The sequence below is a fragment of the Rhizobium viscosum genome (assembly GCF_014873945.1).
Lineage (GTDB): Bacteria > Pseudomonadota > Alphaproteobacteria > Rhizobiales > Rhizobiaceae > Rhizobium > Rhizobium viscosum.
Map to the genome: position 1 here is coordinate 1,935,044 of NZ_JADBEC010000002.1, position 12,968 is coordinate 1,948,011.

The window sequence follows — 12,968 nt, forward strand, 5'->3', positions numbered from 1 at the left end:
TGGCCCGCCTTATTCGGCGGGCTGGACCACTGGGCTTGGGACGCGCGTGCGTCCAGGGACGAGCAGCGACCAGATGAACATCAGGGCGCTGATGAACACGAAGATGCCAGAGCCAAGTCTGACCCAGTAGAAGAGGGCGAGCTGATCCTGGACGTCCATGTAGGACTGGCCGAGAACCCGCTGCAGGTGCACCTGGATGATGCCGGCGAAGGTGAGCGCGAAGGTCATGACCGACATTGCGGTGCACATGATCCAGAAACTGGCGATCGACAGCCATTGATTATAGGGCGCGTGGCCGCGGATCTGCGGGACGGCATAAGCCATCGCCGCGAGGTTGAGCATCACATAGGCGCCGAAGAAGGCCAGGTGCCCATGGGCTGCGGTGACCTGCGTGCCGTGGGTATAATAGTTGACCGACGAGAGCGTATGCAGGAAACCCCAAACGCCTGCGCCAAAGAAGGCCATGACCGAGCAACCGATCGACCAGAGAAGGGCGGCCTTGTTTTCGTGTTTACGGCCGGCCCGCCAGGTCATGACGAAGGTGAACACGACCATGGTGAAGAAGGGCGCCACTTCGAGCGTCGAGAAGAGCGATCCGATCCACTGCCAGTAGCCGGGGGCGCCAATCCAGTAATAATGGTGGCCGGTGCCGAGGATGCCGGAAAAAAGCGCCAGTCCGATGATGACGTAGAGCCACTTTTCGACCACTTCCCGGTCGATGCCGTTCAGCTTGATCATCAGGAAGGCGAGCACCGACGCCATGATCAGTTCCCAGACGCCCTCGACCCAGAGATGGACGACATACCACCAGTACATCTTGTCGAGCGCCAGGTTGACGGGGTTGTAGAAGGCGAAGAGGAAGAAGATCGCGACACCCCACAGGCCAAAGAGCAGGATGTTGGTGATGGTCGTCTTGCGTCCCTTGAGCGCGGTCATTGTGACGTTGAAAAGGAACATCAGCGCCACGATCACAATCCCGACCTTGATCGCGAAGGGCTGCTCCAGAAACTCACGGCCTTCATGAATATGGAAGAGATAGCCGACGACGGCGACTGCTGCCGCGATCAGAAAGATCCAGAACTGCGCGATTGCGATCCTGGTGCTGTAGAGCTCGGTTTCGCATTCCTCCGGCAGCAGGAAATAGGTCGTCCCCATGAAGCCCATGAGCAGCCAGACGATCAGCGCATTGGTGTGGATCATCCGCACGATGTTGAAGGGCAATTCGACGGATAGCGTATTGGGCAGCACGTAGATGGTGCCGGCGAGTACGCCGAAGAGGAGCTGGGCCATGAACAGGCCGAGAGCTCCGTAAAAATAGAGCATTGCGACGCTCTGGGTCTTGTACTTCATTTCTATAGCCTCTCGCTGTCAGCCGGCCTGGTTCGGGGGCCAGTTCTGGGTGTTGGTCTTGCTGACCCATTCGAGGAAATCGGCGAGGTCATTGACCTCCTGGTCCGTCAGGTTGAACTGCGGCATCTGCCGTCGACCCTCGATGCCGGAAGGTTGTGCCGCCATCCATGCGTGAAGCGCCTCGCGGGCATTCGCCGGATCCTTGTCCCCACCCCAGCGGATCCAGACATTCGACAGTTCCGGCGCGAAATAGGCGCCCTCGCCATCGAGGGTGTGGCAGTTGATGCAGGCGTTCTTTTCCCAGATGTGTTTCCCGCGGGCGACGCTTTCCGTCAGCTTCGTCTCATCGGTGGAGACCGTGCGGATGTAGTAGTGACTGTGGGCCGTCAGGCCCACGAATATGGCGAAGAAAAATGCCGACCCGCCGTAGAACACGTTTCGGGCCGCGGTTTTTGTCAGGCGTTCAGCCATTGATCATCCTTTCATGTCAGTGGCGGTGCCGCCGTGACGTCGGAAATCGAGCCAGCGGGCTCGCTGGAAGGGAATGGCGGAATTCGACCGGGAACTCTTTGCTCATTCGCAAGCAATCGGACGAATGTCGGATGGCGGAACGCGCAGTGAGGCATGCCAGCAAAGCCGCAAGCCACTTGCAGCCCGCAGGTGCGCCGAGTTTTTTAGAAAGCGGAGCAAAACGTCAGGCAGACAATTGCAAGGCAGCGCGCGCAACGGCGATCAGCAGCACGAATGCCGCCCACGACCACAAGGCGGCCGTCAGCGGCGTCCGGGCTCCGCGAAGCCCGAGAAAATCCAGCACGACAAGCCGTACCTTGGTGACTGCGATGACAGCGATCACCGCAGCAGCCAGGACCGGAGGTATGTTCTCCGGCAGAGCGTATGTCAGGATGAACGTGCAGCCCGTCAGGACGAAGAGCAGCAGCAAGGCGCGCGAGCAATTCGGACGATCGGAATGTCTCATAGAAGGTAGATCACCGGAAACATGACGAGCCAGACGATGTCGATCACATGCCAGAGCGTGGTGATCAAATGGACGTTTTCCCGTGTTGGAAAGACCGCGACAAGGACGAGGATCATCGATCCGAACGCCACATGCGTCAGATGAAACCCGGTGATGAGGAGATAGAGCTGTGAGAAAGGATCGCCGGAGAGCAGGGAGGCGCCTTCGAAAGCATATTCCAGGCATTTGAGCCCGCCGAAAACGGCCCCGCCCAGCGCCGCCGCAAGCAATAGCAGACGCCGGCGAGTGACTGCTTTCTGTTCTGCTGCCTTGGCGGCGAGCCAGCCGCTTGCCAGAAGCACGATCGTGTTGGCTATCGGCAGGGTATGATCAAGCCTTGCCTTGCCGGCTGCGAATGCTTCCGGATGCAGCACGGAGGCGACGACGAAAGCCGTCAGCAGCGCTCCGAAGGCAACTAGCTCGCTCCAGGCAAGAATCCATACCAAAAGATCGCCAGTGTCGGTATCGCGCGCGTCCTGGCTTGAGATCATCGAGGTCATGCCCGGTGTTTATGGCGAGGCTGAGCGCTCGTCTTTGTGAAACCGCAAACAGCGGTGCGTCCTCTCCGACGGACCGCTCGCCGAGCGGGAGATCTCTTTGACCGATCTCAAAGAAGCGTCCGCCGAGGGCGGCTATCCTCCGCTTGCAAAGGAGACCTCATGAGTGACGCACAAATCGGACTTTCAGTAGCAACACCTGTCATCGTGATCTTCGCGATCATGCTTTACCGGATGGGAGTGCTGCAACGGACGGGCGTCGTGACTGCGGTCATCGCCGCCATTGCCATCGCCGCAAGCCTGTTCCTCCAGAGGTGAGCGATGACCTGCCCGACACCCGCATTCCACGAGCTCGAGGCGCGTTATGGTGAGCTCCTGTCCTGGTGCGATCTTCTTGAGGCGATCGCCGATTTCCTGCCATGTCGCGTCAACGACCGGCTTTGCGGCATGGTCGCCGACGGGCTTCTTCCTCTGCTTCTGACCAGTCATCGGCTGGAAGAGCAGATCGGTTCCGACTGGCTGGGAGCGATCATGAGCGGCAGCGAGCGATCCGAGACGGAGGACCACCTCGAGGCTGGCCGACTGGTCAATCTCGAGTCGGCGCAGGATGTGGTCGAGGTGCTGCAGGCCCTGCACGGCGGCCGCGGCTCGCTGTCCTTTGACGCGGTCAACTACCTGCTCAGATCGTTCTTCTATGGCTTGCGTCGGCATATCGCTGCCCAGCGTCGGATCATCAGGCGGATAGACGCTGCACCGGGGCCGAGCTCGGCGTGGCGTGATCCAGACAGGCCTATGGTCTAGTCGGTTCCTGTCGGAAGGTCGCCTTCGAGATGGACGAGGTTGAAGTCGTCGATCAGCACCTGAACGTCCACACTCCAGCCTGCAATATCCGAAAGCGGCAGGTTTCCTGCGGCCCATGTGCCATCGCCAGCATGTGTCAGGCCGTATTTGAGAGACTCGATCCCGCGCAAGGTGTTCCTTAGGCCCAGAGATACGCTTCGTGGCTGCATCGGATCGAATTTCAGTGTCAGGATCGAAACGCGGATATCGGCCGTGCCGTCAGGCTGGGGCGTCATTTCGAGTTCCGCCATTGCCTTCTGCCCATGGAGATGGAGCGACACCGGCGGTTGGGCATGCGCGTATTGATACTGTTCAGGACCGGCGAAACGCCATAGCGAGGCGGCAGCGACGATCAAAAGCGCAAGCCCGATCTCACTGCCGATACTCCAGCGCAGCCTGCGCCGGGCGGCTGGGTTTCCCGCGAGCGCCGGAGCGGTCAACCAGAAGCGATTGTAAAGCGCCAGCATGCAGAGAACCGCAACAAGACCGATCTTGAAGGCCAGCACGCGCGCAAACAGCGACGACCATGCGATATCGATGCGGGGTATTTCCATCACTGCAAGCAGAAGTCCCGCCAGCAACATAAGGACGAAGGGGATCGGTATCAGGCGAGAGAAGAACCGCAGGGGACGCTGGTCTTCAGTAGACCGGCTGAGACGCAGCAGCGGCGGCAGGCTTCCGATCCAGAAAAGCGAGATGGCAGCATGCAAGAAGATCGACCCCTGTGCGATGAAGCGCGGCTGCGCAATCGAACTGTGGCCGGTCAGCGTGAAGGCGAGTGAGGCAACGGCAAGTGCGGTAGCCGAGACTAGGCGTGCGGACCGCGGACGAGGGGCAAACGGCAAGGCAGCAAGCATAATTGCCACAAGCTTGAGGCATTGGGCGATCCCCGTTTTGTCGGCAAAGGCCTGGGCAATCGGCTCCAGCTCGGCCCAGCCAGGGCCCATGCCAATGTCGTCCAGGCCCTGAAGATAAAGCCCCGCCAGCACAAGCATGATCGCTACAGCAGCGAGGGCGGGGGATTGTCTGCGTGCGCCTGCCGGAGAGAGCCAGCAATTGAAAAACGAGCCGCCGACAATGATGGCGAGACCGAGTGTCGAACCGATGGTGACGAGCCAGATGGCGGTATGCAGCGCCTTCGACGGTATATCTGAAACACTGCTGGAACGGGGCGACGGTTTTCCGACATGAAAGACGATGGATCCGCCGACCGGATGGCCATCCTCCGACACCACTCTGTAGCTGACGATCACCGTACCGTCCGCGAGGGGGCCGGGAAGGGATCCTTTGATCTCTGCACCCGTCGAGCTTGCTGAGATTTCTCTGGCCACCCCATCGGCGGCGACCATGCTGAAGCGAACGACCCTGACGGCTTCGTTGAAGCGCAGCAGGATTTTTTCCGGCGCGACGGTGAGAATATCGTTATTCTCGGGCGCCGATGCGATCAGGACAGCATGGGCGTCTGCCCCAGCCGCCAGCAGAAAAAACAGCCCCGCGACACGTGCTAGCAGGCAAAAGGTCGCCCACAGGGGAAAATTCCGCGCCATAGGCGAACCCGCCTCCGGCCCGCCTCAGGAACGAGGCTGAGCGACGACGTCGAAAAACGGCGCCGGCGTCTCATAATCATCGGACGTCTTGCCGGCAGCAGGAATGTCGATCCAGCGCTCAACTGCGCCTTCGGTGCATTCCTGGACGACAGGGACGTAAATTCGCGTAGCCGCCGGCAGTTCCTTCGCCGGGGTGACGCGAAAGACGAACTCGTCATATTCGTCATCGGCGAGCTGGCCGCCCTGCCATACGATCTCGGTGAGGCCTTCCTTGACTGGCTTACCGTAGAGATCGTAGCTCTTTTCGTAGGTTCCGCGGATTTTTTCCAACGTCCAGCCTGCCTTCGGCATCGGTTTGGCAGACAGCAATCCTTCGGGGATTTTAACCCGGATTCTGACGGTTGCCTTGCCTTCGCAGCCGTGCCCGACGCGCAGCACGGCCTTGTAGGCTTTGCCGGAAACCGCTTCGGCCTGTTCGAGAGTGATATGGGCCTGCGCCGATCCGGCAATACAAAATATGCCCGCCACGGTCAGCGCCAAGTGTCTGATCATCACATGTCTCCTGGTCCGCAGGTGGGGCGCATGGCGCCGCCACCTGTGATCGCCCCTTCGTTATGGTGTGACTTATTGTGTGACTTGCGCGATCTGTGCGAGATCGGCGTCAAGGCGCTTACGCACCATGTTCGGAAGCTTGGCGGTCTTGATGACCTCAAGGTTGGTGGGGTTGTCGCCAACCTGGATCAGCGCCACCATGCCCATGCCTGCGTGCGGCGTGCACTTGATGACATAGGCGCCGGGCACGTCGAATTTGGCCTGATACTGCTCGCTCGGCTTGGATTTGAACTCAGGAGCCCCATCCGGAATTAGGCCTTTGTAGGTCTCGGCATTATGGCTCTTGTCGGTGGGCACGAAGGTAACCGTGTCGCCGGGGGCGATCTTGACGAATCCCGGCTCGAAGACCATCGCGCCATCAGCGCCCTTGTTGAGCATCTGGATCTGATGGTCGGCGGCCATGAGCGGCGCTGCCGATGCCATCAGAACCGCTGCGGCAGCGATCAGTCCAAATTTCAGACGCATTGCATTTCTCCTATCGTTCGGGGCCGGATCTTGGCCTCGGGCAAGGTTCTAGGACATGCAAGCGGGTCACTCTTTGACGCCCGTCAAATTGGCTGCGTCAATTCAGACGGCTGGCGGCTCGCTCGGGTCTGTTCGACGACAAGCAACAGAACGGGTGGGCGGCCGCAGATCAGGTTGATGGCGGCATCAACCTCGTGGGCGATTACGCGTCTTTCAAACTGCGGGAAGACTGACATCAGGGTAGGCGTGGATGCAGGTTTGCCCTCGCGGAACCGTCAACGGTCCCGGCGGATGATCGGTTGCTGGATTTTTGAGAAGGTTTACGCGCGCCCGCCTCAGCGGGCGTCGATGAGCTCACGCACTTTCAGGGCAAGGTCGCGCGCAGTATAGGGCTTTCGAAGCCATTGCGCACCGGCGATGACCTCATTTGCCGCCAATGCGGGCTCGGAATATCCCGAGGTGAAGAGCACGGCGATGTCAGGCCGTTCGACGCGGGCAGCTCTTGCCAGTTCATCGCCGGTCATGCCCCCGGGCATAACGATGTCGGTGAACAAAAGCGCGACGTCGGCCTGGTCCTTCAGCAATTCAAGGGCGCGGCGGCCGTTGTCTGCCTCGATCACCGAATATCCCATTCCGGCCAACCTGGCGACCGCAACCCTGCGCACACGTGAATCGTCTTCGACCACGAGGATGCGTTCGTCGCCACCCGGGAGTGCTGCTTCGACCTTTTCGCCGAAAGCAGCCTCGTCCCTGGCGCTGGCGCTTGAAAGTGTCGGCAGGTAGATGCGGATCGTCGAACCGCGACCGACTTCGCTATAGATCTGCAGGTGACCGCCGGATTGCTTGACGAAGCCGTAGACCATGCTGAGACCCAGTCCGGTTCCGGATCCCACTTCCTTGGTGGTGAAGAACGGCTCGATCGCGTGCTTCTTGACTTCTTCGGTCATGCCGTCACCAGTATCGCTCATGGAGACAAGGACGAAATTGCCGCTGCGAACATCCGGATACATTTTCGCGTAGTCTGCATCGAGCCGCACGCGTGAGACCTCGGTGGTCAGAGTGCCGCCTTTCGGCATGGCGTCGCGCGCGTTCAGAGCGATGTTGAGGATCGCGTTCTGCAGTTGGGAACTGTCGACAAGCACGTTGAAATCGGATCCTGAAAGAACCGTCGACAATTTGATGTTTTCCCCGAGCGTCCTTCGTAACAGGTCCGAAAAGCCGGTGACGAGCTGGCCGAGATCGGCCTGCTTCGGGTTCAGCGGCTGGCGCCTTCCAAAAGCCAGCAGTTGCCCGGTGAGCTTTGCGCCGTCGGCCGCGGCATCCTGCGCCTCGCGCAGCATGTCGCGCAGTGGGCCGGCCGGGAGCTTGTCCTCGATCATTTCCAGATTGCCGCTGATCACGGTCAGCAGATTGTTGAAGTCGTGCGCCAGTCCACCGGTCAATTGCCCCACCGCTTCCATCTTCTGGGCCTGGCGAAGATCCTCCTCGATCTTGAACCTGCTGGTCAGGTCGCGAACGAAGCCGGTGAAGATCCGTTCGCCGTTTGCTGTGGCTTCGCCCACGTGAAGCTCTATCGGAAACTGGGTTCCGTCGGCGCGCTGACCCGTCACGACGCGACCATAACCGATGATCCGCTTCTCGCCCGTTTGCATGTAGTGGTCGATATATCCGTCATGAGCTGCGCGATAGGGTTCGGGCATCAGCTTCTTGACGTTCTGGCCGCAGATCTCGTCGGAAGTGAAGCCGAAGAGTGCCTCGGCGGCCTTGCTGAACGACATGACATTGCCGCCCTGGTCGATGACAATCATCGCATCAGGCACAGTGTAGAGGATAGATGACAGATGTGCCTCACGCGTCCGCACGGCCTCTTCCGCCTTGCGCAGGGCGCTGACGTCGCTGTTTGCCTCGATGACCACGGGATCGCCGTTCGGAAGGTTGACGAGCACGCAGCGGGTTGCCACGTACATGTCGCGACCGTTCTTGTGACGATGAACGACCTCGCCCTGCCAGAAGCCCCGCGTCGTCAAATGCGCGTGGATAGTATCCATCGGCTCGGGAAAGCGCGTATCGAGCAAAGTGTAGACGGGTTCGCCCACGGCCTCTTCACGAGACCAGCCATACATGTTCTCGCTGCCGATCGACCAATGGGTAATCGTACCTTCGAGCCGGTGCACGATGATGTCAGCCCCGTCGAGAACATGCACGAGCGCGTCCAGTTCCTGGGGCGATGCGGTGCGCGGCGAGATCAGACGATGAGGCATAAACATTCGTTCCGTAGTCAGTGGACGCTACTCCTATGGCAGGTTCCGTCCAAAAAATCATCCACATTGCCCGACAGCTGCGCGAGGCGGACAAGATTGACGATCCGCAGATTGTGCCGTCCGTCCGGAACGACGATTTTCCGTTGGGCGAGCTTGCTGATCGAGCGTGAAACCGTCTCGATGGTCAGGCCGAGATAATCGGCGATGTCCTGCCGGCTCATCGGCACCTCGAGAAGCCCCTGGCGGAGCGACTCGCCATCACGGGTCGCAAGCTTCATGAGAAAGGTGCAGAGCCGTTCCTCGGCATTTTTCCTGGAGAGCAGCACCAGCTGGTCGTGGGCCGACGCGGTCTCCCTGCAGAGCAGGTTGATATAGGCCGGCCGCAGAAGCTCGGAGCGCTCAATCTCTTCCTGGAACTGCTTGCGCGAGAGGCGGCGGATCTTGCAATCCGTCACTGCTTCGGCGGTAAACAGGAAATCGCCTTGCAGGAAGGAGCCGACGACGTCGCCGGCGAAGTGAAAGGCTGTGATGACCCGGCGACCGTCGCCGATAATGCGATGAAGACGCACAACGCCTTCGGTGATCTGGAACAGATGCCGTGCGGCATCTCCCTCCCAGCAGATAGCCTTTCCCGCCTCGACCGTTTCTGTCGCCGACATCTGGAATAACGACGACAGCGAATTGCCCTGAACTGCCTTTACGCCAAGATCGACGTTCTCGAATGCCTGCTGGCCCTGCATCAACATCCCAATGATCCCCGTGCCCTGATTGAATGTGAGGCCAATAGAAAGCCGTTCGGTCACAGCGGAATGAGCGGATGGTGCCAAAGGGTAAGACTCTGTAACAGTCTGTAACAACGGGCAAAGCCACACCTTCGTTGACCTGGATCAAGGAACGGGTGAGCGCTCCATGACAGTCGTTCCTCAAAGTACGAGAAAGGCGACCGCCCTGTGGTCGTCTGCGCACTGGGGACGTCATCATGAACTATACTACGGAAACCATGGTGGTCGCCGTGGGAGCATTCCTGGCATTGCTTGGCGCTGCTTTCGCCCACGACCATCTATTTTCAATCCACATGGGGATATTGAGCTTCTGCCTTTTCGCGGGAACGCTGCTTCTCGTCAGAAGAGTGGATTTCTCGCCGGCGGGACGGCTGCCGAAGGCGAATCCGACGGGTTACTTCGACGAGGTGATCCGCTATGGCCTGATCGCCACCGTGTTCTGGGGCGTGGTCGGTTTCCTCGTTGGCGTCGTTATTGCGGCCCAGCTGGCGTTCCCGGATCTCAATTTCGCTCCCTATCTGAATTTCGGCAGGCTCCGGCCCGTTCACACGTCGGCAGTAATCTTCGCCTTCGGCGGCAACGCGCTGATCATGACGTCCTTCTACGTCGTCCAGCGCACCTGTCATGCACGCCTCTTCGGCGGCAGCCTCGCCTGGTTCGTCTTCTGGGGCTATCAGCTCTTCATCGTGATGGCGGCGACCGGCTATGTCCTCGGCATCAACCAGGCGCGCGAATATGCCGAGCCTGAATGGTATGTCGACCTGTGGCTGACGATCGTCTGGGTCGCCTACCTGCTCGTGTTCCTCGGCACTATCCTGAAGCGCAAGGAGCCGCATATCTATGTGGCGAACTGGTTCTATCTCGGCTTCATCGTGACGATCGCGATGCTGCACGTCGTCAACAATCTCGCAGTGCCGGTCTCGTTCCTCGGCTCGAAGAGCTACTCGCTGTTTTCGGGCGTTCAGGACGCTCTGACGCAGTGGTGGTACGGCCACAACGCCGTCGGCTTCTTCCTGACGGCCGGCTTCCTCGGGATGATGTATTATTTCGTGCCCAAACAGGCCAATCGTCCCGTCTATTCCTACCGGCTGTCGATCATCCACTTCTGGGCGCTGATCTTCATGTATATCTGGGCCGGCCCGCATCACCTGCACTATACTGCGCTCCCCGACTGGGCGCAGACGCTCGGCATGGTTTTCTCGGTCATGCTGTGGATGCCCTCCTGGGGCGGCATGATCAATGGCCTGATGACGCTCTCGGGCGCCTGGGACAAGATCCGCACCGATCCCATCATCCGCATGATGATCGTCGCCATCGCCTTTTACGGCATGTCGACCTTCGAAGGCCCGATGATGTCGGTCAAGACCGTGAACTCGCTCAGCCACTACACCGAATGGACCATCGGTCACGTGCATTCCGGTGCGCTCGGTTGGGTCGGCATGATCACCTTTGGTGCGATCTACTACATGACGCCGAAGCTTTGGGGCCGCGAACGGCTCTACAGCCTGCGCATGGTCAACTGGCACTTCTGGCTCGCAACGCTCGGCATCGTCGTCTATGCGGCAGTCCTGTGGGTCGCCGGCATCCAGCAGGGCCTGATGTGGCGTGAATATAATTCCCAGGGCTTCCTCGTCTATTCCTTCGCCGAAACCGTGGCTGCGATGTTCCCCTATTACGTGCTGCGCACGCTTGGCGGCGGTCTCTACCTCGCCGGCGGCCTCGTGATGGCCTGGAACGTCTTCATGACCATCCGCGGGCATCTGCGTGACGAAGCCGAAATTCCTTCTGCCTATGTGCCGCAGGCACAGGCTGCCGAGTGAGGTGACACATGGCATCAATCCTGGACAAACATCAGATCCTCGAGAAAAACGCGACCCTTCTTCTGGTTGGCTCGCTCCTCGTGGTCAGTATCGGCGGTATCGTCGAAATCGCCCCGCTGTTCTACCTGCAGAACACGATCGAGAAGGTGGAGGGAATGCGTCCCTATACGCCGCTAGAGCTGGCAGGCCGCAACATCTACATCCGCGAGGGCTGCTATCTCTGCCATAGCCAGATGATCAGGCCGTTCCGAGACGAGGTGGAGCGCTACGGCCATTACTCGCTGGCCGCCGAATCCATGTACGATCATCCCTTCCAGTGGGGTTCGAAGCGCACCGGTCCGGATCTCGCGCGCGTGGGCGGCCGCTACTCCAACGAGTGGCATGTCCAGCACCTCTCGAACCCGAGGGCCGTCGTGCCGGAATCGATCATGCCGAGCTACGCCTTTCTCAAGGAGCATGAGATCACCGTCAAGGATGTCGGCATGGACCTCAAGGCGAATGTGGATGTCGGCGTGCCCTATAGCGGCGACATGATCACCAATGCGGAGGCGGACATGAAGGCGCAAGCCGATCCGAATGCCGATACGACCGCACTTCTCGAGCGATATCCCAAGGCCAAGGTCGGCGACTTCGACGGCGATCCTTCGAAGCTCACCGAGATGGATGCCCTTGTGGCCTATCTGCAGATGCTCGGCACGCTCGTCGACTTCTCGACCTATGACGACGCCACCGGCTACCGATGAGGTGAAACATGGAAACCTACACCGCAATGCGGCACTTCGCCGACAGCTGGGGCCTCCTGGCAATGACGGCCTTCTTCATCGGAGCGGTCATTTTCACGCTCCGTCCCGGCGGCAAGCAGGCCGCCAAGGACGCCGCCAACATTCCTCTGAAGGACGATTGAGATGTCGGAAAAACATATCGATGAAATCAGCGGCGTCGAGACGACCGGCCACGAATGGGACGGCATCCGTGAACTGAACAATCCAATGCCCCGGTGGTGGGTCTGGACCTTCTATGCGACGATCCTGTGGGCGATCGGTTATGCGATCGCCTATCCCGCCATTCCGATGATCACATCCGCCACGAAAGGCTATTTCGGCTTTTCCAGTCGTGCCGAGCTGCAGCAGGACCTCGATCTGGCCAAGGCGTCGCAGACGAAGTTCCACGACATGATCGCCGCCAAGACCGTGCAGGAAATCGACGCCGATCCCGCCCTTCGCGAATTCGCGATCGCCGGTGGTTCCTCCGCCTTCAAGGTCAATTGCGCTCCGTGCCACGGTTCCGGCGCGAGCGGCGGACCGGGTTTCCCCAATCTCAACGATGACGACTGGCTCTGGGGCGGCGACCTCGATTCCATCCAGACGACAATCGCCCACGGCATCCGTTTCGACGGCGACACAGACACGCATGTCTCCGAAATGCCGGCCTTCGCCGACATGCTCGACAAGGATCAGATCCGGCAGGTTGCAGCCTATGTCTGGAGCCTGACGAACAAGCCATCAGACGAAGCTCTCGTTGAACCCGGAAAACAGGTGTTCCTGGACAATTGTGCGGCCTGTCACGGCGAGGATGCCAAGGGCAAGCCGGAGATGGGCGCGCCTGATCTTGCCGATGCCATCTGGCTGAAGGGCAGGGGCGAGGACGCCATCATCCGCCAGGTCGCGGCTCCGAAGCATGGCGTCATGCCGGCCTGGTCCGCGCGCCTCGGAGACACGACCGTCAAGGAACTCACCGTTTTCGTCCACTCGCTCGGTGGTGGCCAATGAGAGGCGGGCA

General features: G+C 60.0%; 15 protein-coding genes. 6 read left to right on the forward strand and 9 right to left on the reverse strand.

Translation table 11 applies throughout. The features are described from left to right. Positions 1-9: 9 nt before the first annotated feature. The 4 genes from H4W29_RS29900 to H4W29_RS29915 form a co-directional block, all read right to left on the reverse strand. Positions 10-1,350, reverse strand: coding sequence for a cbb3-type cytochrome c oxidase subunit I (locus H4W29_RS29900; protein ID WP_192732378.1), 1,341 nt, complete (start codon positions 1,348-1,350; stop codon positions 10-12). An 18-nt stretch (positions 1,351-1,368) separates the two neighbouring features. Beyond that, positions 1,369-1,821 (reverse strand): c-type cytochrome, encoded by a 453-nt coding sequence (locus tag H4W29_RS29905; protein ID WP_192732379.1) that lies wholly within the window; start codon positions 1,819-1,821, stop codon positions 1,369-1,371. Positions 1,822-2,044: 223 nt separating this feature from the next. Continuing rightward, a complete protein-coding gene (locus tag H4W29_RS29910; protein ID WP_192732380.1) occupies positions 2,045-2,326 on the reverse strand; it encodes a cytochrome C oxidase subunit IV family protein in 282 nt (93 codons plus the stop codon). Further along, positions 2,323-2,865, reverse strand: coding sequence for a cytochrome c oxidase subunit 3 (locus H4W29_RS29915; RefSeq protein WP_192732381.1), 543 nt, complete (start codon positions 2,863-2,865; stop codon positions 2,323-2,325). Before H4W29_RS29915 ends, H4W29_RS29910 begins: the two co-directional genes overlap by 4 nt. A gap of 159 nt (positions 2,866-3,024) precedes the next feature. Between H4W29_RS29915 and H4W29_RS29920 the strand changes: the two genes are divergently transcribed. Then, entirely contained in the window at positions 3,025-3,180 is a 156-nt protein-coding gene (locus tag H4W29_RS29920) for a hypothetical protein (RefSeq protein WP_192732382.1), read from the forward strand. Positions 3,181-3,183: 3 nt separating this feature from the next. Beyond that, positions 3,184-3,663 carry a hypothetical protein gene (locus H4W29_RS29925; protein ID WP_192732383.1) on the forward strand — a complete coding sequence of 160 codons (480 nt, stop codon included), beginning with the start codon at positions 3,184-3,186 and terminating at the stop codon, positions 3,661-3,663. Here the strand turns inward: H4W29_RS29925 and H4W29_RS29930 are convergent. The 5 genes from H4W29_RS29930 to H4W29_RS29950 all read right to left on the reverse strand — a co-directional run bounded on the left by H4W29_RS29930 (position 3,660) and on the right by H4W29_RS29950 (position 9,333). Next, positions 3,660-5,249: a copper resistance CopC/CopD family protein gene (locus H4W29_RS29930; protein WP_192732384.1), complete on the reverse strand. Its 1,590-nt coding sequence runs from the start codon at positions 5,247-5,249 to the stop codon at positions 3,660-3,662. The two genes, H4W29_RS29925 and H4W29_RS29930, sit on opposite strands and share 4 nt — an antisense overlap. A gap of 24 nt (positions 5,250-5,273) precedes the next feature. Next, positions 5,274-5,801 (reverse strand): YcnI family copper-binding membrane protein, encoded by a 528-nt coding sequence (locus H4W29_RS29935; RefSeq protein ID WP_192732385.1) that lies wholly within the window; start codon positions 5,799-5,801, stop codon positions 5,274-5,276. 72 nt (positions 5,802-5,873) lie between these two features. Further along, positions 5,874-6,326, reverse strand: coding sequence for a pseudoazurin (locus H4W29_RS29940; protein WP_192732386.1), 453 nt, complete (start codon positions 6,324-6,326; stop codon positions 5,874-5,876). 335 nt (positions 6,327-6,661) lie between these two features. After that, entirely contained in the window at positions 6,662-8,587 is a 1,926-nt protein-coding gene (locus tag H4W29_RS29945) for a hybrid sensor histidine kinase/response regulator (RefSeq protein WP_192732387.1), read from the reverse strand. A 17-nt stretch (positions 8,588-8,604) separates the two neighbouring features. Next, positions 8,605-9,333: a Crp/Fnr family transcriptional regulator gene (locus H4W29_RS29950; RefSeq protein ID WP_192732388.1), complete on the reverse strand. Its 729-nt coding sequence runs from the start codon at positions 9,331-9,333 to the stop codon at positions 8,605-8,607. A gap of 233 nt (positions 9,334-9,566) precedes the next feature. Between H4W29_RS29950 and ccoN the strand changes: the two genes are divergently transcribed. The 4 genes from ccoN to ccoP are packed head-to-tail and all read left to right on the forward strand — an operon-like array spanning position 9,567 to position 12,958. Next, entirely contained in the window at positions 9,567-11,189 is a 1,623-nt protein-coding gene (gene ccoN / locus H4W29_RS29955) for a cytochrome-c oxidase, cbb3-type subunit I (RefSeq protein ID WP_192732389.1), read from the forward strand. 8 nt (positions 11,190-11,197) lie between these two features. After that, positions 11,198-11,932: a cytochrome-c oxidase, cbb3-type subunit II gene (gene ccoO / locus H4W29_RS29960; RefSeq protein WP_192732390.1), complete on the forward strand. Its 735-nt coding sequence runs from the start codon at positions 11,198-11,200 to the stop codon at positions 11,930-11,932. Positions 11,933-11,940: 8 nt separating this feature from the next. Further along, positions 11,941-12,093, forward strand: a complete 153-nt coding sequence (locus H4W29_RS29965) for a cbb3-type cytochrome c oxidase subunit 3 (RefSeq protein ID WP_112546975.1) — start codon at positions 11,941-11,943, stop codon at positions 12,091-12,093. Position 12,094: 1 nt separating this feature from the next. Beyond that, complete coding sequence (ccoP, locus tag H4W29_RS29970) at positions 12,095-12,958, forward strand: cytochrome-c oxidase, cbb3-type subunit III (RefSeq protein ID WP_192732391.1); 864 nt, start codon at positions 12,095-12,097, stop codon at positions 12,956-12,958. Positions 12,959-12,968: the final 10 nt, after the last annotated feature.

Coding starts and splice junctions, on each gene's coding strand:
- H4W29_RS29900 (WP_192732378.1), bottom strand. CDS start 1,350: ATGAAGTACAAGACCCAGAGCGTCGCAATGCTCTATTTTTACGGAGCT.
- H4W29_RS29905 (WP_192732379.1), bottom strand. CDS start 1,821: ATGGCTGAACGCCTGACAAAAACCGCGGCCCGAAACGTGTTCTACGGC.
- H4W29_RS29910 (WP_192732380.1), bottom strand. CDS start 2,326: ATGAGACATTCCGATCGTCCGAATTGCTCGCGCGCCTTGCTGCTGCTC.
- H4W29_RS29915 (WP_192732381.1), bottom strand. CDS start 2,865: ATGACCTCGATGATCTCAAGCCAGGACGCGCGCGATACCGACACTGGC.
- H4W29_RS29920 (WP_192732382.1), top strand. CDS start 3,025: ATGAGTGACGCACAAATCGGACTTTCAGTAGCAACACCTGTCATCGTG.
- H4W29_RS29925 (WP_192732383.1), top strand. CDS start 3,184: ATGACCTGCCCGACACCCGCATTCCACGAGCTCGAGGCGCGTTATGGT.
- H4W29_RS29930 (WP_192732384.1), bottom strand. CDS start 5,249: ATGGCGCGGAATTTTCCCCTGTGGGCGACCTTTTGCCTGCTAGCACGT.
- H4W29_RS29935 (WP_192732385.1), bottom strand. CDS start 5,801: ATGATCAGACACTTGGCGCTGACCGTGGCGGGCATATTTTGTATTGCC.
- H4W29_RS29940 (WP_192732386.1), bottom strand. CDS start 6,326: ATGCGTCTGAAATTTGGACTGATCGCTGCCGCAGCGGTTCTGATGGCA.
- H4W29_RS29945 (WP_192732387.1), bottom strand. CDS start 8,587: ATGCCTCATCGTCTGATCTCGCCGCGCACCGCATCGCCCCAGGAACTG.
- H4W29_RS29950 (WP_192732388.1), bottom strand. CDS start 9,333: ATGTTGATGCAGGGCCAGCAGGCATTCGAGAACGTCGATCTTGGCGTA.
- ccoN (WP_192732389.1), top strand. CDS start 9,567: ATGAACTATACTACGGAAACCATGGTGGTCGCCGTGGGAGCATTCCTG.
- ccoO (WP_192732390.1), top strand. CDS start 11,198: ATGGCATCAATCCTGGACAAACATCAGATCCTCGAGAAAAACGCGACC.
- H4W29_RS29965 (WP_112546975.1), top strand. CDS start 11,941: ATGGAAACCTACACCGCAATGCGGCACTTCGCCGACAGCTGGGGCCTC.
- ccoP (WP_192732391.1), top strand. CDS start 12,095: ATGTCGGAAAAACATATCGATGAAATCAGCGGCGTCGAGACGACCGGC.